The 22092-nt window shown below is 68.3% G+C and carries 26 protein-coding genes; 18 read left to right on the top strand and 8 right to left on the bottom strand.

Translation table 11 applies throughout. The annotated features are described in order from the left end of the window. Positions 1-570, bottom strand: coding sequence for a hemerythrin domain-containing protein (locus P7V53_RS26465; protein ID WP_280152473.1), 570 nt, complete (start codon positions 568-570; stop codon positions 1-3). A 69-nt stretch (positions 571-639) separates the two neighbouring features. On the opposite strand from P7V53_RS26465, the gene P7V53_RS26460 reads away from it, so the two are divergent. Both P7V53_RS26460 and P7V53_RS26455 read left to right on the top strand, forming a co-directional pair. Further along, positions 640-2265, top strand: coding sequence for an MFS transporter (locus tag P7V53_RS26460; protein WP_280156624.1), 1626 nt, complete (start codon positions 640-642; stop codon positions 2263-2265). A 115-nt stretch (positions 2266-2380) separates the two neighbouring features. Next, the gene (locus P7V53_RS26455) at positions 2381-2689 is read left to right on the top strand and encodes a hypothetical protein (RefSeq protein ID WP_280152472.1); all 309 of its coding nucleotides are present in this window, start codon (positions 2381-2383) and stop codon (positions 2687-2689) included. A gap of 33 nt (positions 2690-2722) precedes the next feature. Here the strand turns inward: P7V53_RS26455 and P7V53_RS26450 are convergent, their stop codons facing one another. The 4 genes from P7V53_RS26450 to P7V53_RS26435 form a co-directional block, all read right to left on the bottom strand. Continuing rightward, positions 2723-4192 (bottom strand): bifunctional serine/threonine-protein kinase/universal stress protein, encoded by a 1470-nt coding sequence (locus P7V53_RS26450; protein WP_280152471.1) that lies wholly within the window; start codon positions 4190-4192, stop codon positions 2723-2725. Further along, entirely contained in the window at positions 4182-4925 is a 744-nt protein-coding gene (locus tag P7V53_RS26445) for a metallophosphoesterase family protein (protein WP_280152470.1), read from the bottom strand. Before P7V53_RS26445 ends, P7V53_RS26450 begins: the two co-directional genes overlap by 11 nt. An 84-nt stretch (positions 4926-5009) precedes the next feature. After that, positions 5010-5942 (bottom strand): ornithine carbamoyltransferase, encoded by a 933-nt coding sequence (gene argF / locus P7V53_RS26440; protein ID WP_280152469.1) that lies wholly within the window; start codon positions 5940-5942, stop codon positions 5010-5012. Continuing rightward, a complete protein-coding gene (locus P7V53_RS26435) occupies positions 5939-7156 on the bottom strand; it encodes an aspartate aminotransferase family protein (RefSeq protein WP_280152468.1) in 1218 nt (405 codons plus the stop codon). The genes argF and P7V53_RS26435 overlap by 4 nt, the downstream gene beginning before the upstream one ends. Positions 7157-7422: 266 nt before the next feature. On the opposite strand from P7V53_RS26435, the gene P7V53_RS26430 reads away from it, so the two are divergent. Next, the gene (locus P7V53_RS26430; RefSeq protein ID WP_280156623.1) at positions 7423-7758 is read left to right on the top strand and encodes a DUF3579 domain-containing protein; all 336 of its coding nucleotides are present in this window, start codon (positions 7423-7425) and stop codon (positions 7756-7758) included. A 51-nt stretch (positions 7759-7809) separates the two neighbouring features. Here P7V53_RS26430 and rpsT read toward each other — a convergent pair whose 3' ends face one another. Then, positions 7810-8106: a 30S ribosomal protein S20 gene (gene rpsT / locus P7V53_RS26425; protein WP_280152467.1), complete on the bottom strand. Its 297-nt coding sequence runs from the start codon at positions 8104-8106 to the stop codon at positions 7810-7812. Positions 8107-8280: 174 nt separating this feature from the next. Here rpsT and murJ point away from each other — a divergent pair, with 174 nt between their 5' ends. The 11 genes from murJ to P7V53_RS26370 all read left to right on the top strand — a co-directional run bounded on the left by murJ (position 8281) and on the right by P7V53_RS26370 (position 18842). Continuing rightward, positions 8281-9837 carry a murein biosynthesis integral membrane protein MurJ gene (gene murJ, locus P7V53_RS26420; RefSeq protein ID WP_280152466.1) on the top strand — a complete coding sequence of 519 codons (1557 nt, stop codon included), beginning with the start codon at positions 8281-8283 and terminating at the stop codon, positions 9835-9837. Between the two features lie 10 nt (positions 9838-9847). Further along, complete coding sequence (locus P7V53_RS26415; protein ID WP_280152465.1) at positions 9848-10729, top strand: tetratricopeptide repeat protein; 882 nt, start codon at positions 9848-9850, stop codon at positions 10727-10729. A gap of 106 nt (positions 10730-10835) precedes the next feature. Continuing rightward, positions 10836-11900, top strand: a complete 1065-nt coding sequence (locus P7V53_RS26410) for an AI-2E family transporter (protein WP_280152464.1) — start codon at positions 10836-10838, stop codon at positions 11898-11900. Continuing rightward, a complete protein-coding gene (gene hda / locus P7V53_RS26405; RefSeq protein WP_280152463.1) occupies positions 11897-12568 on the top strand; it encodes a DnaA regulatory inactivator Hda in 672 nt (223 codons plus the stop codon). Before P7V53_RS26410 ends, hda begins: the two co-directional genes overlap by 4 nt. Next, positions 12565-13242, top strand: coding sequence for an HAD family hydrolase (locus tag P7V53_RS26400; RefSeq protein WP_280152462.1), 678 nt, complete (start codon positions 12565-12567; stop codon positions 13240-13242). The genes hda and P7V53_RS26400 overlap by 4 nt, the downstream gene beginning before the upstream one ends. Then, positions 13239-14762, top strand: a complete 1524-nt coding sequence (pcnB, locus tag P7V53_RS26395) for a polynucleotide adenylyltransferase PcnB (protein ID WP_280152461.1) — start codon at positions 13239-13241, stop codon at positions 14760-14762. The genes P7V53_RS26400 and pcnB overlap by 4 nt, the downstream gene beginning before the upstream one ends. Next, positions 14759-15931, top strand: a complete 1173-nt coding sequence (locus P7V53_RS26390; protein WP_280152460.1) for a serine hydrolase domain-containing protein — start codon at positions 14759-14761, stop codon at positions 15929-15931. The genes pcnB and P7V53_RS26390 overlap by 4 nt, the downstream gene beginning before the upstream one ends. Further along, a complete protein-coding gene (gene folK, locus P7V53_RS26385) occupies positions 15924-16415 on the top strand; it encodes a 2-amino-4-hydroxy-6-hydroxymethyldihydropteridine diphosphokinase (protein WP_280152459.1) in 492 nt (163 codons plus the stop codon). The genes P7V53_RS26390 and folK overlap by 8 nt, the downstream gene beginning before the upstream one ends. 5 nt (positions 16416-16420) lie before the next feature. Further along, positions 16421-17089, top strand: coding sequence for a deoxynucleoside kinase (locus P7V53_RS26380; protein ID WP_280152458.1), 669 nt, complete (start codon positions 16421-16423; stop codon positions 17087-17089). A 72-nt stretch (positions 17090-17161) separates the two neighbouring features. Further along, complete coding sequence (locus P7V53_RS26375) at positions 17162-17809, top strand: DUF47 domain-containing protein (RefSeq protein WP_280152457.1); 648 nt, start codon at positions 17162-17164, stop codon at positions 17807-17809. 19 nt (positions 17810-17828) lie between these two features. Further along, positions 17829-18842: an inorganic phosphate transporter gene (locus P7V53_RS26370; RefSeq protein ID WP_280152456.1), complete on the top strand. Its 1014-nt coding sequence runs from the start codon at positions 17829-17831 to the stop codon at positions 18840-18842. Positions 18843-18850: 8 nt separating this feature from the next. On the opposite strand, the gene P7V53_RS26365 is transcribed toward P7V53_RS26370, so the two are convergent. Continuing rightward, entirely contained in the window at positions 18851-19285 is a 435-nt protein-coding gene (locus tag P7V53_RS26365; RefSeq protein ID WP_280152455.1) for a hypothetical protein, read from the bottom strand. Next, positions 19282-19815, bottom strand: coding sequence for an N-acetyltransferase family protein (locus P7V53_RS26360; protein WP_280152454.1), 534 nt, complete (start codon positions 19813-19815; stop codon positions 19282-19284). Before P7V53_RS26360 ends, P7V53_RS26365 begins: the two co-directional genes overlap by 4 nt. 194 nt (positions 19816-20009) lie before the next feature. Between P7V53_RS26360 and rpsP the strand changes: the two genes are divergently transcribed. From rpsP to rplS, 4 genes are all read left to right on the top strand, one after another. Then, positions 20010-20258 (top strand): 30S ribosomal protein S16, encoded by a 249-nt coding sequence (rpsP, locus tag P7V53_RS26355; RefSeq protein ID WP_280152453.1) that lies wholly within the window; start codon positions 20010-20012, stop codon positions 20256-20258. Between the two features lie 15 nt (positions 20259-20273). After that, positions 20274-20870: a ribosome maturation factor RimM gene (gene rimM / locus P7V53_RS26350; protein ID WP_280152452.1), complete on the top strand. Its 597-nt coding sequence runs from the start codon at positions 20274-20276 to the stop codon at positions 20868-20870. Further along, complete coding sequence (trmD, locus tag P7V53_RS26345; protein WP_280152451.1) at positions 20870-21622, top strand: tRNA (guanosine(37)-N1)-methyltransferase TrmD; 753 nt, start codon at positions 20870-20872, stop codon at positions 21620-21622. Before rimM ends, trmD begins: the two co-directional genes overlap by 1 nt. A 91-nt stretch (positions 21623-21713) precedes the next feature. After that, complete coding sequence (gene rplS / locus P7V53_RS26340) at positions 21714-22067, top strand: 50S ribosomal protein L19 (protein WP_280152450.1); 354 nt, start codon at positions 21714-21716, stop codon at positions 22065-22067. Positions 22068-22092: the final 25 nt, after the last annotated feature.

The raw sequence follows: 22092 nt of genomic DNA, 5'->3' as shown, positions 1-22092 counted from the left end.
CTATGGGCGAGGCGCGCCGCGGCGCTCTGCCATGTCTGCGCCGATGCGCTGCAGGGCGGGCTGGTCCAGCGCGGCCGCTGCAGCAGGAAACACCAGGGCCTCCTCGAGCCGGGTGTGCTCGGCATACAGCCCGATGAAGCGCCGCGCGGCCTCGAGCTGCGCTGCGGCGAAGCCTTCCGCATGCCCCGACGCCAGTGCGGCCAGCGGCGTGCGCAGCTGCGCCCATTGCGCTTCCATCGCCAAGTGATCCGCCTGGAGCCGCAGCACGGCCGCCCGCAGGGCCGGGTCGCCGCTGTGCGCGAGCACGCACGGGAAGATGTGCCGTTCCTCGTCCTCGTGGTGGTGCGGTGCGGCGCGATCGAAGTAGCGCAGCACGTCGGCCGCGGCTTCCTGCACGGCTGCATCGATGCGGCCCTCGCTCACCCGGTCGCACAGCCGTCCCAGCAGGTCGAGGCTGCGCCGGATCCGGTCGTGACAGGCTTCGAGCATCGCCATCGGGTCGTCGAAGCCGGCCGCGGGTGAGCTGAAGCCGGGAAGGGCCGCGGGGCGTCGGTGGGTGTGCGAGGTCATTTCCGAGTCTGATGGCATTGTGGAGATTGCGTGCCGAGCGAGTCGTGCGCCGGTGATAAGTTCGCCGTCATGTCCGATCCTTCCGCAGCCGAGCCGGCTCCTGTCGTGACCGCGCCGGCGACCGCCTGGGCGCCGCTGCAGCAGCCGGTGTTCCGCATGCTGTGGGGCGTCTGGGTCGCGGCGAACACCTGCATGTGGATGAACGACGTGGCCGCGGCCTGGCTGATGACCACGCTCAGCCCTTCGCCGGTGATGGTGGCGCTGGTCCAGTCGGCATCCACGCTGCCAGTGTTCCTGCTGGGCGTGCCCAGCGGGGCCTTCGCCGACATCCTCGACCGACGCCAGTACTTCATGGTCACGCAGATCTGGGTAGCGGCCGTGGCGCTGCTGATCTGCGCCGTGGTGTCGCTCGATGCCATGAGTGCGCCGCTTCTGCTAGGGCTCACCTTCGCCAACGGGGTCGGGCTCGCGATGCGCTGGCCGGTGTTCGCGGCGCTGGTGCCGGGCCTGGTGCCGCGCCACCACCTGCCCGCGGCGCTCGCACTCAACGGCGTCGCGATGAACGCGTCGCGCATCATCGGCCCGATCGTGGCGGGCGCGATCATCGCCAGCGCCGGCAGCGCTTATGTATTCGCTCTCAACGCGGTGCTGTCCATCGTCGCGGCCTTCGTCATCTTCCGCTGGAAGCGCGAGCAGCAGAAGGTGAGCGCGCTGCCCGGCGAGCGTTTCGTCGGTGCCATGCGGGTGGGCATCCAGTACGTGCGGCAGTCGCGCCGCATGCACGCCATCCTGTTGCGCGTCGCGCTGTTCTTCCTCCAGTCGATGGCGCTGATGGGGCTGCTGCCGCTGGTGGCCAAGGGGCTGCAAGGCGGTGGCGCCGGCACCTTCACGCTGCTGCTGGCCTGCATGGGGGCGGGCGCCATCGCCGCGGCATTGTTCCTGCCGCGGCTGCGCGCGTCGGCGTCGCGCGACGACCTGGTGACGTGGGGCACGGTTCTGCAGGCCTTGGCCATGCTCGTCGTCAGCGTCGCGCCCAACGTGTGGGCGGCGGCGCCCGCGATGGTCGTCGCCGGGGCCGCGTGGATCTCGGCGGCCAATTCGCTCACCGTGTCGGCGCAACTCGCCCTCCCGGACTGGGTGCGCGCCCGCGGCATGTCGATCTACCAGATGGCGCTGATGGGCAGCAGCGCGGCCGGAGCGGCGCTCTGGGGCCAGGTGGCGACCTGGACCAGCGTGCGCACCAGCCTCGTCGCGGCGGCCGTCGGCGCGTTCGCGTGTTTGCTGCTGACGCGGCGGTTCCAGGTGGAGACCGGCATCGCCGAGGACCTCACTCCGGCGCAGTTCGCGCGGCCGGCAGGCACCCAGATCGACGTCGACCCGCACGAAGGCCCGGTGCTCATCACCATCGAGTACCGCATCGATCCGACGCGTGTGGCCGAATTCCTCGACGTGATGCAGGAGACGCGGCGCAATCGCCTGCGTCACGGCATGCTGTCGTGGGGACTGTTCCGCGACGCGGCGGATCCTGCGCGTTTCATCGAGCACTTCGTCGACGAATCGTGGGTCGAGCATCTGCGGCACTTCGAGCGCATGACGGCGTTCGATCTGGCGCTGCGCGAGCGGCGGATGTCATTCCATCTCGGCGACGCACCGCCGCTCGTGTCGCGCTACATCGCGCAGCCGCTCCACCGCTGAGTTGCATTCGGCAACAGGCGTAGGAACTCGGCCACAGGCAATCGCGGAGGTCACCGACACGTTGCGCGACGCGAGGGCGCTAAGGTGAGCGTCACATTCACCAAGGAGTGTTCGAATGAAGCGATCCACCCTCTTGATGACGGCGTTCGTGGGCGTGCTGAGCCTGTCTGCCTGCGAGCGCGAGAAGACCGTGGTCACTGCGCCGGCCAATCCGCCGGTGGTGGCCTCGACCGATCCTGCACCTGCGCCCGCACCTACCACCGTGACGGTGCCGGTCCCCGTGCCGGTGCCCGGACCCGCCGGTCCGCAGGGTGAGCCGGGCAAGCCGGGCGAGCCAGGCCCGCAAGGCGCGCCGGGTCGTCCGGGCGATAGCAGCACGGTGGTCGTCGTGCCGCCGGCGGCCTCGGCACCCACGACCAACTAGTGCCGACACGGCGAAGTCCGCAGCGCGGACTTCCTAGCGCACCGTGTCGGACGCTCTGACCACCGTCACGGTGCAATCCGACTCCGCCACCACCTGGGCCGATACGCTGCCCAGATAGCGGCGCAGCATCGAGCTGCTGCGTGCACCCATCACGATGTGATCGACCTTGTTGCGGCGTGCGTAGTCGACGATCGCGCTGGCCGCATCAGGTGCTTCGATGACGTGGAAGGTGACGCGCGCATCCTGCTCGTGAGCACTCAGCATCCTGGCCGCCGTGAGCGACTGCAGCAGCGGCCGCGCCCAGTGCTTGAGCTGCACCAGCAGGTTGACGTGACGGCTGCTGCCGTCCTTGTCGATCAGCTCGTCCATGCCGATGCGGTTGATCTTCATCACGGCCAGGCAGGCGAGGCGCGCGCCCGGCTCGGTCTGCATGACGCGCTGCACGCTGTGCCGCACCGCTTCGAGCAGCGACGGCTCGGCCGCCGCCACGTCGATCGCGGCCAGCACCATGGGACTGCGCGACGTCTGCCGCGTCACGCCTTCGGTCCGCGGCTCGTTGCCGGTGGCTTGGAACCAGCGGCGCAGTCGCCGCCAGACGCTGCCGGTCGAGCGGCGATGCGCGCGTCGCGTGAGCACCACCTGCTCCGGGTTGCGCAGATCGAAGGCGAGCTGCGCCGCGCTCTGATGACGCTGCGCGGGGTCGACTTCCAGGCAGCGAAGAATGATCTCCTGCAGCCACGGCGGACAGTCGGGCCGCAACGCCCGCGGGGGCACCGGCTCGGTGAACAGCCGCTGGCGAAGCCCGCGCACGGTGGTGGGATGGCCGAACGGGCGGGCGCCTGTGGCCAGGTGATACAGGGTCACGCCGAGCGCGAACAGGTCGCTGCGCGGGTCGTTGCGCACGAACTGCACCTGCTCGGGCGACATGTAGGGCGCCGTGCCCATCGGCAGCTGGAACTCTTCCTCCAGCAGGTCGGGAAGGCGATCGTGCCGCGACAGGCCGAAGTCGATCAGCACCGCATCGCCGTTGTCGCGAAAGACGATGTTGCTCGGCTTGACGTCGAGGTGCACGACATGCTGGCGATGCAGATCGTGCAAGGCGGTGGCGACGCGCCAGCCGATGTCGGCTACCTCGTCGAGCGGGATCGGCGCCGCATCGAGCCGGGCCTTCAGCGACGCGCCGGCGATGCGCTCCATCACGATGTAGGGCTGGCCGGTGAAGTCGCCGCGGGCGACGAAGCGCGGCACGTGGGGGCCGCTGAGCGTCGGCAGGATCATCTGCTCGACCTCGAAGCCGACGATGGTCGCCGGATCGTCGCCGCCGCGGATGCGTGGCACCTTCATGATGAGCGGCAGCGGACCGGCTTTGCCGCTCGCGCTCGTCACGCGCCACAGCGACGCCATGCCGCCCTGGTGCTCGCGCTCCTCGAGCCGGTAGCCGTCGACGATATCGCCCTCGGTGAGCGTCCTGTCCGGCACCCTGGACACGGGCTCAGTCGCCATCGATCAGGCGTTCCGCCAGTCGCTCGGGCAGTCCAGCGGCGCGGATCTTCGCAGCTGCCGCCTCATGGTCGTAGGGCACGCGGTAGTAGGTGAGCGTGCTGCCCGCGATGTCGAACATTGCATAGCAGGCCGCGGGATTGCCATCGCGCGGCTGTCCGGCCGAGCCGGGAATGGCCAGCCATTGGCGTTGCGGCGACAGCGGGATGGGCACGTCGGGGACCGGCACGAACTCGCCGGCCTTGCCGGTGGCCGCGAGGTGAAACAGCCTGGGCTCGTGTACATGCCCGCAGAAGGTGAAGCGGGCCTCGGTCGCGAGCAGGCTGCGCACGGCCTCGATGCGGCTGACGATGTAGGTCCACTGCGTCGGTGCGAACGCGTTGGCGTGCACATAAAGGCGGTCTTGCTCGGTGATCGAATAGGGCAGCGATTCGAGGAAGGCGAGCTGCGTGTCGTCGAGCTGGTTTCGCGTCCAGGCGACCACTTCGCGCGCCTGGGGGACCATGGTCGGCGTGGGCCCCTTGACGACCGCCGCGTCGTGATTGCCCATCACCGCGACGGCGCCGCGCTTCATGTGTCCGATGACGAAGTCGACCACCCAGCCGGGCTCGGCTCCGTAGCCGACGAAGTCGCCGAGGAAGGCGAAGCGCTCGGCACCGTGAATCGCGGCGTGCGCCATCACCGCCTCCACCGCTTCGCGGTTGGCGTGCAGATCGGTCACGAGGGCCAGCTTCATTGCCGGCTAGGGTACCCCGAAGCACCGGTGCCAGGCCTCGGGGCTTCGCCTACGCGGCCAGTCGCCCCGCCTTGGAGCCGATCGTCAGCCGATGCGTCCCAGCAGCAGGTACTCCATGAGGGCCTTCTGCACGTGCATGCGATTCTCGGCCTCGTCCCAGACCACGGATTGCGGGCCGTCGATCACCTGGGCCTCCACTTCTTCGCCGCGGTGCGCTGGCAGGCAGTGCATGAACAAAGCATCGCGCTGCGCGGCGGCCATCATCTCGCGGTCGACGCACCAGTCGGCGAAGGCTTTCTGGCGCGCCTCGTTCTCCGCCTCGTAGCCCATGCTGGTCCAGACGTCGGTGGTGACGAGATGGGCGCCGCGGCAGGCGTCGAGCGGGTTGCGGAAGGTCTTCACGCACTGCTTGTTGGCGACGCCGGCCACGCGTGGATCGATCTCGTAGCCGCCGGGCGTGCTGACGTGCAGCGTGAAGCCGAGGATGTCGGCGGCCTGCAGCCAGGTGTTGGCCATGTTGTTGCCGTCGCCGACCCACGCCACGACCTTGCCGGCGATGCTGCCGCGGTGCTCGATGAAGGTGAACACGTCGGCCAGGATCTGGCACGGGTGGTATTCGTTGGTCAGCCCGTTGATCACCGGCACGCGCGAATTGCCTGCGAAGGCCTCCAGCTTGGTCTGCTCGTACGTGCGGATCATCACCAGGTCGACCATGCGGCTGATCACGCGAGCGCTGTCCTCGACCGGCTCGGACCGCCCGAGCTGGCTGTCGCCGGTGGTCAGGTTCACCACCGAGCCTCCCATCTGATACATGCCCGCCTCGAAGCTGACGCGCGTGCGGGTGCTCGCCTTCTCGAAGATCATCGCCAGCGTGCGGTCGACGAGCGGCGTGTACTTTTCGTAGTTCTTGAAGCGCTTCTTGATGATGGCGGCACGGTCGAAGAGGTAGGCGTACTCCTCCGCGCGCAGGTCCTTGAACTGCAGGTAATGCTTGATCAGGCTCATGCCGGGCTTCATGTCGACGGGGTGGAGGCGAGGAAATCCTTGATCAGCGGAACAAGGATCGCGAGCACCTGCCGGGCTTCGGGCTCGCTGAGGATGAGCGGGGGCAGCAGGCGGATCACGCGATCGGCCGTCACGCTGATCATGAGGCCCGCGTCGGCCGCGCGGTTCAGCAGCTCGCCGCATGGCCGGTCGAGCTCGATGCCGATCATCAGGCCCTGGCCGCGCACCTCCACCAGCCCCGCGACGTCTTGCAGCCCGCGCAGCACGCCGTCGCGGATGACCGCGCCGATCCTGGCGGCGTTCTCGAGGAGCTTGTCCTCTTCCATGATGGTCAGCGTCTCGATGCCGGCGCGCATGGCGAGCGGGTTGCCGCCGAAGGTGGTCCCGTGGTTGCCGGGTCCGAAGACGCGCGACGCGCGCGGCCCGCAGACAATGGCGCCCACCGGCACGCCGGAGCCCAGGCCCTTGGCGAGCGGCATCACGTCGGGCTGGATGCCCGCCCACTGGTGGGCGAACCATTTGCCGGTGCGGCCGATGCCGCATTGCACTTCGTCGAGCATCAGCAGCCAGCCGCGCTGGTCGCAGATGCGGCGCACTTGCTGCAAGTACTCGACCTTCGCCGGATTGACGCCGCCCTCGCCCTGGATGACCTCGAGGAAGATCGCGACGATGTTGGGATTGGTGGCCGCGACCTGCTCGATGGCGGCGGCATCGTTCAGCGGCACGCGCACGAAGCCTTCGACCAAGGGCTCGAAGCCGGCCTGCACCTTGGCATTGCCGGTGGCGGACAGCGTGGCGATGGAGCGGCCGTGGAAGGCCTTCTCGTAGACGACGATCTCGGGCCGCTCGATGCCCTTGTCGTGACCGAACTTGCGCGCGATCTTGATCGCGCCTTCGTTGGCTTCGAGCCCGGAATTGCAGAAGAAGACGTTGCTCAGCCCGGAGATCTCGCACAGCTTGGCGGCGAGTTTTTCCTGCAGCGGCGCGGCGTAGTAGTTGGACGTGTGGATCAGCTTGCCGACCTGCTCCTGCAGCGCCGGCACCAGCTTGGGATGGGCGTGGCCCAGCGTGTTGACCGCGATGCCGCCCAGCGCGTCGAGGTATTTCTTGCCGTCGGTGTCCCAGACCCAGCAGCCTCGCCCATGCGACAAGGCCATCGGCAGGCGGCCGTAGGTCTTCATCACATGAGGCTCGGGATGGGGGGGCAGCTTGTCGGGGGCGTTCATCGAGAGCGGGCTCCGCGTTGGACTCGAGGCTGTCGGGCAAGACAGGGGACCGTCAGCGGCCGAAATGATGATTTCGCCCGCGCGCCGGAGCGAACGATTCTAAGGGTCGGCCCCGAGATGCCGATGTCACCGGCATGGGAGCCAAGGACCACCATCTCGCGCGTGCTGCGGCGCAGCACATTCACGGCACAATCACGCCTTCGTCCCGGCCGCCGCTGTGGACCGAGCACCCCGCCTGGGCGGCGGACGCATCCCCGATTCCTCGCATGACCGACCCCACACCGCGCCAAGTCTTCATCCAGGGCATCACCCGGGACGGCAAGACCTTCCGGCCGAGCGATTGGGCCGAGCGGCTGTGCGGCGCGATGTCCTGCTTCCGGCCGGAAGGGGTGCGCGGCGGCATCGGCGCCTTCATCGGCTATTCGCCGTATTGCGTGCCGCGGGTGATCAACGGCGTGAAGTGCGTGATCGTCAACGAGAGACTGCGCGAGATAGAGCCCATGGCGTGGGACTTCGTGATGAACTTCGCCCGCGACAACCAGCTTCAGCACAGCGACGCCTGTCTGCTGCCGGACGCCCCCGAGCAGCCGCCCCGGAAATGACAAAGGGCTCGCGGTTGCGAGCCCTTTGCTTTGCCATCCGGATGCGAACGATCAGGCGGCGAGTGCCTTGATCTTGGCCGACAGGCGGCTCTTGTGCCGCGCTGCCTTGTTCTTGTGGAAGATGCCCTTGTCGGCCACGGAGTCGATGACGCTCTGGGCGGACTTGAAGATTTCGGTGGCCTTGGACTTGTCGCCGGCGGCAACGGCCTTCTGCACGTTCTTGACGACGGTGCGGAACTTGGAGCGCAGCGCCGTGTTGGCGGCGTTCAGCTTGACGTCCTGGCGCGCGCGCTTGCGGCCCGACGCGATGCGAACGGTCTTTTTCTTGGCTTTGGAAGAGGTGGCCATGCGTTTGACTCTTGATCCGGAAGGCTTGGGGCAAAGACGACGAGTATAGCAGTTCGACCCGCGGCGGCGCAAAGGCGACACCGTGACGTTAGTGGGTACTTTCTATAATCCGCCGCTTCGGGCCTGTCGCCCTGCCCGCCCAGTCTGCCCAGTGGGGCCGCTCCAACAACGCCAATGAACCTGCTGAGGACCGCCTCCACTGTTTCCCTGTTCACGCTCGCCTCGCGCATCACCGGCTTGGTGCGCGAGACGCTGGTCGCCGCCGCCTTTGGCGCCACCGCCTGGGCCGACGCCTACCAGGTTGCCTTTCGGATTCCCAACCTGCTGCGCCGGCTCTTCGCCGAAGGCGCGTTCTCGCAGGCCTTCGTTCCGATCCTCGCGCAGACGCGCACCCGCGAAGGCGACGAGGTCACGCGCCGCCTGGTCGATGCGGTCGCGACGGTGCTGTTCTGGGCGCTGCTGGTCACCTGTGCGATCGGCATCGTGGGGGCGCCGGTCATCGTCTGGCTCATGGGGTCCGGGCTGAAGCAGTTCGATGGCGCGGTGGTGATGACGCGCTGGATGTTCCCGTACATCGCCTGCATGTCGCTGGTGGCGTTGTCGGCGGGCGTGCTCAACACCTGGAAGCGCTTCGCGGTGCCGGCGGCGACGCCCGTCCTGCTCAACGTGGCCGTGATCGCCTCGGCGTGGCTGCTCGTGCCGGCCTTCGCGCGCTGGGGCATCGAGCCGGCGTACGCGCTGGCCGTCGGCGTGATGATCGGCGGCGTTCTGCAGCTCGCGATCCAGCTCCCGGCGCTGGCGCGCGTCGGGTGCCTGCCTCGCATCGGCATGGGGCCGGCCGCCATCGTGGGGGCGTGGCGGCATCCGGGGGTGCACCGCGTGCTGCAGCAGATGGCGCCGGCGCTTCTCGGCGTGTCGGTGGCGCAGCTCTCGCTGATCATCAACACGCAGATTGCCACCCACATCGGCGTCGGCGCCGTGTCGTGGCTGACCTGGGCCGATCGCCTGATGGAGTTCCCGACCGCCCTGCTCGGCGTCGCGCTGGGCGTCGTGCTGCTGCCCCAGCTGGCATCCGCTCAGGCGCGCGACGACAGCGCCGCCTACTCCGGCATGCTGGACTGGGGGCTGCGCCTGGCGCTGCTGCTGTCGTTGCCGTGCGCCGTCGCGCTGCTCGTCTTTCCGAAGGCGCTGATTGCAGTGCTGTACCACTACGGTGCGGTCACCGGCCGCGACGTGCAGCAAGCGGTCTATGCGCTGATGGGCTACGGCGTCGGCCTGCTCGGGCTGATCGGCGTGAAAGTGCTGGCACCGGGCTTCTACGCAAGGCAGGACATCCGCACGCCGGTCAAGATTGCCGTCGTGGTGCTCATCCTGACGCAGGCGATGAATGCGCTGTTCGTCCCCTTCATCGCCCATGCGGGGCTGGCGTTGTCGATCGGCCTGGGCGCGACGCTGAACGCCGGCTGGCTGCTGGTGGGATTGCGGCGGCGCGGCAGCTACGTGCCCGCGCCGGGCTGGATGGGGTTCTCGCTGCGGGTCGTCGCGGCCAGCGCCGTCATGGGCGCGGCACTCGCTTGGGCCGCCTGGCGCATCGACTGGATCGCGCTGGGGGAACAGCGTTTGCTCCGCATCGGCTTGATGGCTGCCTGCCTGGCTGGTGCCGCACTCCTGTACTTCGGCACCCTCCTGGCGACAGGATTGAAGCTACGGGAGTTTGCCCGCCGCGGCTAAACTGGGTTACATGTCCGAACCGCTGCAGTTCGAAGTGCCGACCGCACTGGAGTACTTCTCCGCGCTGGTGGCGGACGATGCCACGTTGTCGCTGATCGAAGCGGCGGCTTCCATCGCCCAGGACGAATACCCCGATCTCGACACCCAATCGGTGCTCGCCGACGTCGATGCAATGGCCGACAAGCTGCGCCGCCGCATCCCGGCCGATGCAGTGCCGGTGCAACGCCTGCGCTGGCTCAACCGCTACTTCTTCCAGGAACTGGGCTTTGCCGGCAACGTCAACAACTACTACGACCCGCGCAACAGTTACCTGCACACGGTGCTCAGCACGCGGCGCGGCATTCCGATCACGCTGGCGGTGCTTTACATCGAGCTCGCGACGCAGATCGGTCTCACCGCGCGCGGCGTGTCCTTCCCCGGCCATTTCCTGATCAAGCTGCGCATGCACACCGGCAAGCAGCACGGCGAGGTCGTCATCGATCCCTTCACCGGTCACTCGCTGTCGCGCGAAGAGCTCGACGAGCTGCTCGGACCCTACAAGCGCAGCCATGGCCTGCTCGGCGACTTCGATGCGCCGCTGGGACTGTTCCTGCAGGCCGCACCGCCACGCGACGTACTGGCGCGCATGCTCCGCAACCTGAAGGAGATCCACCGAAGCAGCGAGGATTGGCCGCGCCTGCTCTCGGTTCAGCAGCGCCTGGTCGTCCTGCTGCCGCATGCGTGGGAAGAGCGCCGCGACCGGGGCCTCGTGCTGGCCGAGATGGGCCAGTACGGCCAGGCCGTCGACGATCTCACCGCGTACCTCGAGCACCGTCCCGACGCCGACGACCATGCGGCGCTGGAGGCGCGGGTGTCCGAATTGCGCGACGTCGGCTGGCCGCGGCTGCACTGACGGCATCGGCGGGCCGGCCGACTCAGGCCCGTAGAATTTGCGCAACGCCGGCGCCTACAGGCCGCGCGAACCCCCCGGTCCGGGCCACCGGACCTCGTCTCGCTCGATGAACCTGTCCTCCGCACAACGCCGTTCACTCTCCTGGCTCGCGCTCGGGCTGGCGGCGCTGGGTGTGCTCTGGCTGCTGGCGCCTGTGCTCACCCCGTTCCTCGTGGGTGCGGTTCTCGCGTACGCCCTGCATCCGGCGGTCGAGCGCCTCGCCGCGCGCCGCGTGCCGCGCGTGCTGTCGGTGCTGCTGGTCGAGGTGACGGTCATCTTCGTGCTGGTCGCGGTGCTGTTGCTCGTCGTGCCCATCCTCTCGAAGGAACTGCCGTTGCTGCGCGAGCAGATCCCGCTGCTGGCCGATCGCCTCAACCGCGCGCTGACGCCGTGGCTGGCGCAGTTCGGCGTCGATGTCGCCTTCGACATCGCGAGCATCAAGGCCTTCGTGCTCAAGTACCTCGACGCAAACGTCGAGGACTGGCTCGCCACCGTGCTGAGCTCGGCGCGCATCGGCGGCAGCATCGTGCTGGCGGTCATCGGCAACGCGGTGCTGGTGCCGGTGGTGCTGTTCTTCCTGCTGATGGACTGGCCCAGCGTGGTCGCCCGCGTCCAGTCGCTGGTGCCGCCGCGCATGCGTCCGGCCTTCCACGACTTCATGGACGAGTGCGACCTGGTGCTCGGCCAGTACCTCCGCGGCGCGCTGCTGGTGATGCTCAGCATGGCGTTCTTCTACAGCGTCGGCCTGGGAATGTTCGGCTTCGACCTGGCGGTGCCGATCGGCGTCTTCACCGGCCTCGCGATGTTCATCCCCTACCTCGGCTTCGGCCTCGGGCTCATGCTGGCGCTGCTCGCGGGCGTGCTGCAGTTCGCCAGCGCCTATGGCGTCATCGCGGTGGCCGTCGTGTACGGCATCGGCCAGATGTTCGAGGGCTTCTATCTCACACCGCGGCTGGTCGGAACGCGCATCGGCATGAGTCCGCTTGCGGTCATCTTCGCGCTGCTGGCCTTCGGGCATCTGTTCGGCTTTGCCGGCGTGCTCGTCGCGCTGCCAGCCAGTGCGGTGCTGGTGGTCGCGGTGGGAAGGCTGCGCGGCATGTACCTGCAAAGCCGCTTGTACGGCAGCTCATGAAGCAGATCCCGCTGGCACTGGCCTTCGATGCCACGCGCACCTTCGACACCTTCGTGCCGGGCGCGAACACGATGGCGCTGGAGCATCTGCGCTCGCTGCATGCGACATCGGCGCCGGTGTACCTGTGGGGCCCGTCCGGCAGCGGCAAGACGCACCTGCTGCAGGCACTCGCCCAGCGCGTCCAGCAGCAAGGCGGGCAGGTCGGCTGGTTCGCCGCCGGCGATGCGCCGCCCTGGCCCATCGACGAGGGCCGCGCACTGATCGTCTTCGATGCCTGCGACCGCTTCGACGCCGACCAGCAGCAGGCTGCCTTCGCGCTGTTCGTCGACGCCACCACGCGCGGCATCCCGGTCGCCGCGGCCGGCCGCCTCCCGCCGGTGGACCTGCCCTTGCGCGACGACCTGCGCACGCGCCTGGGCTGGGGTCACGTGCTCGCGATCCAGCCGCTCTCCGAGGCGGAGAGCCGCGCAGCGCTGCGCCGCGAGGCCGACCGCCGCGGCCTGTTCCTCTCCGACGAGGTGATGGACTACCTGCTGACGCGCTTCTCGCGCGACCTCAAGCACCTGATGGATCTGTTCGACCGCCTCGACGAATTCGCGCTCGCCAACAAGCGAGCCATCACCGTTCCGCTGCTCAAGCGCATGCTGTCCGAAGAAGGCTCCCGATGACCCCGCGCCGCCTTTGTCTGTTCGACCTCGACGAGACGCTGATCCCGCTCGACTCCGACCACGCCTGGGGCGAATTCATCATCCGCCTCGGCTGGGTCGACGAGCGCGAGTTTCGCCGCCGCAACGACGAGTTCTTCGCCGCCTACAAGGCAGGCAGGCTCGACGTCCATGCCTACATCGCCTTCGTGACCGAGCCGCTGCGCGTGCGTCCGGCGCACGAGGCGGCGGCGGCGCACGAGCGCTTCATGCACGAAGTGATCGCGCCCCAGATGAAGGACAGCGCCCGCGCGCTCGTGCGCGCACACCTCGACGAGGGGGATCTGCTCGCCCTGGTCACCGCGACCAACGAGTTCGTCACCGCGCCGATCGCGCGTGCCTTCGGCATTGGCCACCTCATCGCGATCCGCCTCGAGCGCGACGGGACGGGTACCATCACGGGCCGCATCGACGGCGTGCCGAGCTATCGGGAGGGCAAGGTAACCCGGGTCGAGCAATGGCTGGCGGAGCAGGGCGCACACTGGGCCGATTTCGAGCGCACCACGGTCTACAGCGATTCGCCCAACGACCTGCCACTGCTGGAGCGCGCCACGCACCCGGTGGCGACCAATCCGTCGCCCGCGCTCGAGGCCATCGCCAGGGATAGAGGCTGGCGCATCCTGAATCTGTTCACATGATCAAGAAGTTTCTCGACAAGCTGATGGGCAAGGCGCCGGCCAACGGCACCAAGGCGCATCCCAAGGGCAAGCGCGTGGAGGTGCCGAAGGAGGAGCACCTCATCGATCTCACGTTGGTCGACGAGCGCGCCGTGAAGGTCGTGCAGACGCTCGCCGATGCCGGCTTCGAGGCTTACATCGTCGGCGGCGCAGTGCGCGACCTGCTGCTCGGACTGCGCCCCAAGGACTTCGACGTGGCGACCAACGCCACGCCCGAGGAGGTGAAGGCGCTGTTCCGGCGCGCCTTCATCATCGGGCGGCGCTTTCGCATCGTGCACGTCGTGTTCGGCCGGGGCCGCGACCACGAGGTGATCGAAGTCTCCACATTCCGCGCGATGATGGATTCGGCTGCCGCCGATCAGGTGAGCGGCAACGAAAAGACCTCGAAGAGCGACCTGGCCGGCAAGACGCACGTGATCGATGCCGAAGGCCGCGTGCTGCGCGACAACGTATGGGGCCCGCAGATCGAGGACGCCGCGCGGCGCGACTTCACCGTCAATGCGATGTACTACGACCCGCGCCGCGAGATCGTCGTCGACTACCACGGCGGCATCAAGGACGCGAAGAAGAAGCTGCTGCGCATGATCGGCGATCCGGAGACCCGGTACCGCGAAGACCCGGTGCGCATCATCCGCGTCGTGCGCTTCGCCGCCAAGCTGGGCTTCGAGATCGAGCCCAAGACGCGCGCGCCCATTCAAGCGATGGCCGCGCTGCTCGAGAACGTGCCGCAGTCGAGGCTGTTCGACGAGATGATCAAGCTGTTGCAGACCGGCCACTCGCTGGCCAGCCTCGAAGAGCTGCGCAAGCAGGGCCTGCACCGCGGCGTGTTCCCCGTCCTGGACGTGGTCCTCGACGAGGCGCACCGCCATGACGGCCGCGAGAAGTTCATCCAGCTCGCGCTGGCGGACACCGACCGGCGCGTGGCCGAGAACAAGCCGGTGGCGCCCAGCTTCATGCTGGCCAGCATGCTGTGGCACGACGTGCTCGACGGCTGGCAGAGGCTGCGCAACAAGGGCGAGCCACCGTTTCCGGCGCTGCAGCAAGCCATCGATGCGGTGTTCGATGCCCGCATCGGCGACATCTCCGGCCGCGGCAAGCTGGGTGCGGACATGCGCGAGATCTGGATGATGCAGCCGCGCTTCGAGCGGCGCGTCGGCAATGCGCCGTTCACGCTGGTCGAGCAGCCGCGCTTTCGCGCCGGCTTCGACTTCCTGCGCCTGCGCGCCGACGCCGGCGAGATCGATCCCACGCTCGCCGAGTGGTGGGAAGACTTCTCGCTCGGCGATGACGAGGAGCGGCGCGCGCTGGTCGAGGCCGCGCGTGAGCAGGATCATGCAAAGCGCGTCGTGGGTGGCGGCGCGGCTGCAGCGGCGACAGGTTCCGCCGATCCGGCAAAGAAACGCCGCCGCCGTCGTCGCAAGCCGGCGGGCAGCAGCGGCGAGGCCGCCGCCTCGCCGAGCGCCGAAGAACCGTTGCCGTGAGCAGGCTGCCCGACTTCGAGCGCTGCAACCCGAAGGCTGCCGGGCTCGATCCGCTGCGGCTCGAGCGCATCACGCAGGCGCTGCAGCAGCGCATCGATGAAGGCCGGCTGCCCGGCTCGCAGGTGGTCATCGTGCGTCACGGCGCGCTCGGCTGCTTCGAGTCGCTCGGGCGCCTCGATCCCTCGCGTGACACGCCGATGCCGGCTGACGCGATCTTCCGCATCTATTCGATGACCAAGCCCATCGTGGCCGTGGCCACGATGATGCTGGTGGAGCAGGGCCGCCTGTCGCTGTCGCATCCCGTGTCTCGCTTCGTGCCCGAGTTCGCCGACGTGCGTGTCGGCGAGGCGCAGGAAGCTCCGAGACAGCCGATGACGGTGCACGATCTGCTGCGCCACACCGCCGGGCTGAGCTACGAATTCTTCGTGCCGGAGCCGCTGCGCAAGCGCTACGCCGAGGCGAACCTGGGGGCGCGTGAGCGCAGCAACGCCGAGTTCGCCCGCACGCTGGCCGCGCTCCCGCTGGCGTACCAGCCGGGCAGCATCTTCGACTACAGCCGCGCCACCGACCTGCTTGGGCGAGTGGTGGAGGTGGTGAGCGGCCAGACGCTCGGCGAGCACCTGCGGCAGACGGTGCTGGAGCCGCTCGGCATGCGCGACACCGGCTTTCACGTGCCCGCCGAACGGCACCACCGCATCGCCGAGCCTTTCGCGCACGATCCGGACAGCGGCGAGCCGGTCAGTGTCCTGGACGTCCGGCGCCCATACCCCTTCGAAGGCGGCGGCGGGGCACTCGTGTCGACGGCCATCGACTACGCGCGCTTCCTGCAGATGATGCTCGACGAAGGTGCGCTCGACGATGTGCGCCTGCTCGGACGCAAGACGGTGCAATGGATGGTCAGCGACCACCTGGGCGACCTGCCGCGCACCGCCAACATCGCCTTTCCCGGCTACGGCATGGGACTCGGGTTCGCGGTGCGCACCCACGCGGGCATGGCGACGCTGGCCGGCTCGGTGGGCGACTACGGCTGGTCGGGGGCCGCCGGCACGCACTTCTTCGTCGATCCTGCCGAGCGCCTGTTCGCCTTGCTGATGGTGCAGGCGCCCGGCCTGCACGACGAGCTGGGCGGCCTCTTCCGCAACCTGGTCTACGCAGCGCTGGATGGCTGAGCCCGACACGCTCGTCGCTATCAGCCTGGGTGCCAACCTGGGCGACGCGCTCGACACGCTGTCGCAGGCGCTGCAGGCCCTGGCGAGGCTGCCCCAGTCCACGTGGGTGGCCGCATCGCCCACGTACCGCACCGCGCCGATCGACGCCGTCGGCCCCGACTTCTTCAACGCGGTTGCTCTGCTGCGCACGCGCCTGGCACCGGCGGAACTGCTCGCCCAACTGCATCGCATCGAGCAACAGCATGGCCGCCAGCGCAGCGTGCGCAACGCCCCACGCACGCTCGACCTCGACCTGCTGCTGTATGGCGACGAGCGCGTCGCGACGCCGACGCTCACGGTGCCGCACCCGCGGCTGCACCAGCGTGCCTTCGTGCTGCGGCCGCTCGCCGACGTCTGGCCCGATGCGGCCATCCCAGGGCTCGGCACGGTCGACGACTGGCTGCCCACGGTGGCCGACCAGCGCATCGAGAAGCTGGAGCCCTGAGGCACATGGCAGGGCTGCTCGAGCGCTTCCGGCACATCGCCATCGAAGGCCCGATCGGCGTCGGCAAGAGCTCGCTGGCGCGCAAGCTTGGGGCGCACCTCGGCGCCGATCTGTTGCTGGAGAAGCCCCAGGACAACCCTTTCCTCGGCCGCTTCTACGACGATACGGCCGGGTATGCCTTCCAGACGCAGCTCTTTTTCCTGTTCCAGCGCGTTCGGCAGATGCAGCAGCTCGCGCAGCCGGGCATGTTCGCGCGGGGCGTGGTCAGCGACTTTCTGTTCGACAAGGATGCGCTGTTCGCTCGACTGAACCTGAGCGATGACGAATACCGGCAGTACGCGACGCTGCACGCCCAGGTCGCGCCGCAGGTGCCCGAGCCCGATCTCGTCGTCTGGCTCCAGGCCGCGCCGGCAACGCTGCTGCAACGCATCCGAAGGCGCGGCATCGCGATGGAGCAGCACATCGGTGACGAGTATCTGCAACGCCTGTGCGATGCCTATGTCGAGCATTTCCACGCCTATGCCGGTGCGCCGGTCTTCACGGTCGTCACCGAGCACTTCAATCCGCTGGAACGGCCAGCCGACTTCGCGCTGCTGATCGAGCGGCTCGCTGCGTTCGAAGGACCGCGAGGGGTGCTGGATCCCGGGGCAGCAGACACGCTGGCGACGCCCTGAACTACACTGCGCGGGTTTCAAATCGATGACAAGCGCGCAGCCCATCCGGCGCGTGCCGGCGAGGGGACCCCGATGCTGTTTGGCAAGCTGTTGCCGCGCGAAGGCAATTTCTTCGAGTTGTTCAACCAGCACGGAGACCGCATCGTGGAAGGCGCGCGGGCCTTCATCCTCCTGATCGAGAACTACGCCGACCTCAGCCTGCGCGACAAGTACGCCAACGACGTGGGCAACGCCGAGCGGCAGGCCGACCGAATCACCGCCGAGGTGAACCGGTTGCTGCACAAGACTTTCATCACGCCGATCGACCGCGAGCAGATCCACGGCCTGATCAACGGCATGGACGACATCCTCGATCTGCTGCAGGACGCGACCGAGACGATGTCGCTGTACGACGTGCGGGCGATGAACGAAGACATCCTGCGCCTGGGTGACCTGAGCGCCAAGTGCTGCGAGCGCGTGCAGCACGCCATCACGCTGCTGCCCAAGATCAGTGAGCACGCGACCGCCGAGGCCGCGATCAAGACCTGCGAGGAAATCGACAAGCTCGAGTCGGACGCCGACCGTGTGATGCGCGCGGCAATGTCGCGCCTGTTCCGCGAGGAGACCGACGTCCGCGAGCTCATCAAGCTGAAGACGATCTACGAGCAGCTCGAGTCGATCTCCGACCGCTGCGAGGACGTGGCGAATCTGATCGAGGGCGTGGTCCTCGAGAACTCGTGATCGCCGCACGTCCGCGCCGATGAACAACGTCGAGGTTGCATTCTGGGTCGTGGCGATGCTGGTCACGCTGGCCGTCGCCTTCGATTTCATGAACGGCTTCCACGACGCGGCCAACTCCATCGCCACCGTGGTATCCACCGGCGTGCTCAAGCCGCAGCAGGCGGTGGTGTTCGCGGCCTTTTTCAACGTCGTCGCGATCGCCGTGTTCCAGCTCAAGGTGGCCGCCACGGTCGGAAAGGGCATCGTGGAGCCGGGCGTCGTGGACTACCACGTGGTGTTCGGCGCGCTGGTCGGTGCGATCACATGGAACATCGTCACCTGGTGGTACGGCATTCCCTCCAGCTCGTCGCACGCGCTGATCGGCGGCATCGTCGGCGCGGTGATGGCAAAGACGGGCGCGGGCGCGCTCATTGCGGCCGGTGTCTGGAAGACGGTGCTCTTCATCTTCCTGTCGCCGCTGCTCGGCTTTCTCTTCGGCTCGATGCTGATGGTGTTGGTGGCCAACCTGTTTCGCCGCACCTCGCCTCTGCGCGTGGACAACTGGTTCCGCCGCCTGCAGCTCGTGTCCGCGGGGCTCTACAGCCTGGGCCACGGCGGCAACGATGCGCAGAAGACCATCGGGATCATCTGGATGCTGCTCATCGCGACCGGGTATTCGGCTGCCGGCGACAGGTTGCCGCCGGTCTGGGTCATCTGGGTCTGCTATGTCGCGATCGGGCTGGGCACCATGTTCGGCGGCTGGCGCATCGTGAAGACCATGGGCCAGAAGATCACCAAGCTCAAGCCGGTCGGTGGCTTCTGCGCCGAGACCGGGGGCGCGATCACGCTGTTCCTGGCCACCGGGCTCGGCATTCCGGTGTCGACCACTCACACCATTACCGGCGCCATCGTCGGCGTGGGGTCGTCCCGGCGCGCGTCCGCGGTTCGCTGGGGCGTCGCCGGCAACATCGTCTGGGCCTGGATCTTCACGATTCCGGCGTCTGCCCTGGTGGCCGCCGTCGCGTACGGCCTGAGCCTGTTGTTCTTTCCGTAGCGCTCGGACTACTGGCTGATCTTGCGCGCTTCTTCGATCTGGTACTCGAAAAAGCGCTGACCGCTGAAGGCGATGGTGGCCATCAGCACGCCGGCGCCCAGCAGCAGCGCCAGCACCACGCCGATCACGGCCCCCCAGCCGCTTCTCGACGCGCCGCCGCCCTCGTTGAAGCGGCGGTCCCACGTTTCGTCGGACGTGAGGCCGTAGACGATCGCCGCCAGCATGCTGGCGGCGATCGTGACGCCCAGCATGGGCACCAGCGCCCACGACAGATGATCGTCCTGACCCAGCTCGAGCACCCGCTGGACGCCGTACAGCCCCAGCAGGGTCGGCAGGGGATGCAGCCAGCCCCACAGGTCGCGCAGGCCGAAAAGATAGAAGCGGTGCAGCCCGAGGCTGCCGCCGACCAGCGCGATCCAGGTGGCGAGCGTCTTCGACTTCATGCCGGCGGAACGCGGTCGCCCTGTGCGAGCGCGCGCTGCATCACGACCACGTCGAGCCAGCGGCCGAACTTCCAGCCGGCAGACTTCATGACACCCGCGGGCTCGAAGCCCAGTGCCCGATGCACGCCGATGGAGCCTGCGTTGGTGGAATCGCCGATCACCGCCAGCATCTGGCGGGCGCCGCGTGCCTCGCACTGCGCGATCAGCTCGGCGAGCAGCGCGCGGCCGATGCCCTGGCCCTGGGCCGCCTGCGCGAGGTAGATCGAATCCTCGAGGCAGAACCGATAGGCCGGGCGTGGCCGGAACTGGTTGGCGTAGGCGTAACCGAGCACCTGTCCATCGCGCTCGGCCACCAGCCAAGGCAGGCCCTTGCCGAGGACGTCACCGCGGCGGCGCGCCATTTCGGTGTCGTCGGGAGCGTCGATCTCGAACGTGCCGGTGCCATGGCGCACGTTCCAGGCGTAGATGGCCGTGATGGCGGACACGTCCTCGGCCGTGCTGGAGCGGATCAGAAGCGGAGCGGCGGGCATGGATGACCTTCGGGAAGCCTTCGAGTTTATAATGTTGGGTTTCGGTGACGGCTGCGGCCATACGGCACTCGGCGTATCTACGGCACCGGAAACGAAAAGGCAGCGGGTGCGGCGAAGTGTCGCGGCCGCGTTTGATCTGCTCGCCCTGAGTGTCTCCTGGTGCGGTGGATGTTTTCACAATTGAAGGAAACAGCATGGTCGTGATTCGACTCGCACGTGGCGGCGCCAAGAAGCGTCCGTTCTTCAACATCGTCGTCGCCGATTCGCGCATCCGCCGTGATGGGCGCTTCATCGAGCGCGTGGGCTTCTACAACCCGGTTGCCTCCGGCAGCGAGCAGCCGCTGCGCGTGGCTTTCGATCGCGTCGACTACTGGTCGGGCCAGGGCGCGCAGCTGTCGCCGACGGTCGCCCGCCTGGTGGCGCAAGCCAAGGCCGCGGCCTGATCTCACGGGTGATCCGTGACTCCGGCGTCCACCGGGAGCGACCCCGCTACCTGGCCTGAGGACGCCGTCGAAGTCGGCCGCATCGTCGACGCCTGGGGCGTCAAGGGCTGGATCAAGGTCCAGCCCTTCGCGGCCGATCCTCAAGCGCTGTTCTCGTCGCGCCGCTGGTTCCTCCAGCCGGCGCCGGCGCAGGGGCCGCGCCGTCCGGCCTCTGTCGCGGCGCTTCCCACGCTGCTGAGAATCGCGCAGGTCAAGCACCACGGGGATGTGGTCGTCGCCCAGGCACACGACGTCGCCGACCGGGCTGGCGCCGAGGCGTTGAAGGGTGCGCGTGTGTTCGTGCCGCGCTCCAGCTTTCCGACCGCCGATGCCGACGAGTACTACTGGGTCGACCTCATCGGCCTGTCGGTCGTCAACCTGCAAGGCGAGCACCTGGGCATCGTGACCGGTCTGCTCGATACGGGGCCGCACAGCGTGCTGCGCATCGCGCCCGAAGGCGCCGATGCGGGCGATGAGGCGGCAGAGCGCCTGGTGCCGTTCGTCGCCGCCTACGTCGCGGCGGTCAGCCTGGACGACCGGCGCATCACCGTCGACTGGGGGCTGGACTACTGATGCGCTTCGACGTCATCACCCTGTTTCCCGATCTCTTCGCCCCGCATCTCACCCACGGCGTGACGCGGCGGGCGTTTGAGTCGGGCCAGGTGGATGTCAGGCTATGGTCGCTGCGCGACTTCGCCGACGACAACTACCGGCGCGTCGATGACCGACCGTACGGCGGCGGGCCGGGCATGGTGATGATGGTCGAGCCGCTCGAACGTGCGCTGCAGGCGGTGCGCGCGGACCGCGGCGGTGTTGGGCCGCTGGTGCATTTCACACCCGTCGGGCGTCGCATCGACCAGGCGGTCGTGCGGCAGTTCGCGGCGGGTCCCGGCGCCATCCTGCTGTGCGGGCGCTACGAAGGCATCGACCAGCGCTTCATCGATCGCCATGTGGACGTCGAACTGAGCCTCGGGGACTTCGTGCTGTCGGGCGGCGAGCTTGCGGCGCTGGCCCTGCTCGACGCGGTCGCGCGGCTGCAGCACGGCGTGCTGGGCGACGCTCAGTCACATGAGCAGGACAGCTTTTCCGACGGCCTGCTCGACTGCCCGCACTACAGCCGGCCCGAGGTCCTCGCCACGGCCGAAGGCGTCGACCCGGTGCCGCCGGTACTGCTGTCGGGCCACCACGCCGACATCGCACGCTGGCGGCGCGAGCGCTCGCTGGAGCTGACCGCCCGCCGGCGCCCCGACCTCGTCGCTGCCGCCCGGGCCGCAGGGCGACTGAGCCCCGCCGACGAGCGCTTCCTCGCGTCCCTTGGGCTATAATCATCGGCTTTTCGATCCTCTGTCAGGCAGGGCGCCAAGCGCTCGACCCCACTTCCAACCAAACGCCTGGGCACGATCGCACGGAGAAACCATGGATCTGATCCAGACCCTTGAGCAGGAAGAGATTGCTCGCCTGAACAAGACCATCCCGGCCTTCGCGCCCGGGGACACGGTCATCGTCAACGTCAATGTCGTCGAAGGCACCCGCAAGCGCGTGCAGGCCTACGAAGGCGTGGTAATCGCCAAGCGAAACCGCGGGCTGAACTCCAGCTTCATCGTGCGCAAGATCAGCAGCGGCGAAGGCGTGGAGCGCACCTTCCAGGTGTACAGCCCGCTGATCGCCTCGATCGAAGTCAAGCGCCGCGGCGACGTGCGCCGCGCCAAGCTGTACTACCTGCGCGAGCGCTCGGGCAAGTCGGCGCGCATCAAGGAAAAGCTGGCCTGAGGGCTTGCGCCACTCTAATCAAGGC

Source organism: Piscinibacter sp. XHJ-5, from assembly GCF_029855045.1.
Taxonomy (GTDB): Bacteria; Pseudomonadota; Gammaproteobacteria; order Burkholderiales; family Burkholderiaceae_C; genus Albitalea.
Note: the sequence above shows the minus strand (reverse complement) of the source record. Positions and strands in the feature narration are given on the sequence as shown.

What these genes read in the sequence shown, in the direction of transcription:
- P7V53_RS26460 (WP_280156624.1), top strand. Translation starts at nt 640, where the DNA reads ATGTCCGATCCTTCCGCAGCCGAGCCGGCTCCTGTCGTGACCGCGCCG.
- P7V53_RS26410 (WP_280152464.1), top strand. Translation starts at nt 10,836, where the DNA reads ATGAACCTGTCCTCCGCACAACGCCGTTCACTCTCCTGGCTCGCGCTC.
- P7V53_RS26415 (WP_280152465.1), top strand. Translation starts at nt 9,848, where the DNA reads ATGTCCGAACCGCTGCAGTTCGAAGTGCCGACCGCACTGGAGTACTTC.
- hda (WP_280152463.1), top strand. Translation starts at nt 11,897, where the DNA reads ATGAAGCAGATCCCGCTGGCACTGGCCTTCGATGCCACGCGCACCTTC.
- rpsT (WP_280152467.1), bottom strand. Translation starts at nt 8,106, where the DNA reads ATGGCCACCTCTTCCAAAGCCAAGAAAAAGACCGTTCGCATCGCGTCG.
- P7V53_RS26370 (WP_280152456.1), top strand. Translation starts at nt 17,829, where the DNA reads ATGAACAACGTCGAGGTTGCATTCTGGGTCGTGGCGATGCTGGTCACG.
- murJ (WP_280152466.1), top strand. Translation starts at nt 8,281, where the DNA reads ATGAACCTGCTGAGGACCGCCTCCACTGTTTCCCTGTTCACGCTCGCC.
- P7V53_RS26430 (WP_280156623.1), top strand. Translation starts at nt 7,423, where the DNA reads ATGACCGACCCCACACCGCGCCAAGTCTTCATCCAGGGCATCACCCGG.
- P7V53_RS26435 (WP_280152468.1), bottom strand. Translation starts at nt 7,156, where the DNA reads ATGAACGCCCCCGACAAGCTGCCCCCCCATCCCGAGCCTCATGTGATG.
- rplS (WP_280152450.1), top strand. Translation starts at nt 21,714, where the DNA reads ATGGATCTGATCCAGACCCTTGAGCAGGAAGAGATTGCTCGCCTGAAC.
- P7V53_RS26450 (WP_280152471.1), bottom strand. Translation starts at nt 4,192, where the DNA reads ATGGCGACTGAGCCCGTGTCCAGGGTGCCGGACAGGACGCTCACCGAG.
- P7V53_RS26365 (WP_280152455.1), bottom strand. Translation starts at nt 19,285, where the DNA reads ATGAAGTCGAAGACGCTCGCCACCTGGATCGCGCTGGTCGGCGGCAGC.
- P7V53_RS26465 (WP_280152473.1), bottom strand. Translation starts at nt 570, where the DNA reads ATGACCTCGCACACCCACCGACGCCCCGCGGCCCTTCCCGGCTTCAGC.
- pcnB (WP_280152461.1), top strand. Translation starts at nt 13,239, where the DNA reads ATGATCAAGAAGTTTCTCGACAAGCTGATGGGCAAGGCGCCGGCCAAC.
- P7V53_RS26360 (WP_280152454.1), bottom strand. Translation starts at nt 19,815, where the DNA reads ATGCCCGCCGCTCCGCTTCTGATCCGCTCCAGCACGGCCGAGGACGTG.
- P7V53_RS26380 (WP_280152458.1), top strand. Translation starts at nt 16,421, where the DNA reads ATGGCAGGGCTGCTCGAGCGCTTCCGGCACATCGCCATCGAAGGCCCG.
- P7V53_RS26455 (WP_280152472.1), top strand. Translation starts at nt 2,381, where the DNA reads ATGAAGCGATCCACCCTCTTGATGACGGCGTTCGTGGGCGTGCTGAGC.
- P7V53_RS26400 (WP_280152462.1), top strand. Translation starts at nt 12,565, where the DNA reads ATGACCCCGCGCCGCCTTTGTCTGTTCGACCTCGACGAGACGCTGATC.
- argF (WP_280152469.1), bottom strand. Translation starts at nt 5,942, where the DNA reads ATGAAGCCCGGCATGAGCCTGATCAAGCATTACCTGCAGTTCAAGGAC.
- trmD (WP_280152451.1), top strand. Translation starts at nt 20,870, where the DNA reads ATGCGCTTCGACGTCATCACCCTGTTTCCCGATCTCTTCGCCCCGCAT.
- folK (WP_280152459.1), top strand. Translation starts at nt 15,924, where the DNA reads ATGGCTGAGCCCGACACGCTCGTCGCTATCAGCCTGGGTGCCAACCTG.
- P7V53_RS26375 (WP_280152457.1), top strand. Translation starts at nt 17,162, where the DNA reads ATGCTGTTTGGCAAGCTGTTGCCGCGCGAAGGCAATTTCTTCGAGTTG.
- P7V53_RS26445 (WP_280152470.1), bottom strand. Translation starts at nt 4,925, where the DNA reads ATGAAGCTGGCCCTCGTGACCGATCTGCACGCCAACCGCGAAGCGGTG.
- rpsP (WP_280152453.1), top strand. Translation starts at nt 20,010, where the DNA reads ATGGTCGTGATTCGACTCGCACGTGGCGGCGCCAAGAAGCGTCCGTTC.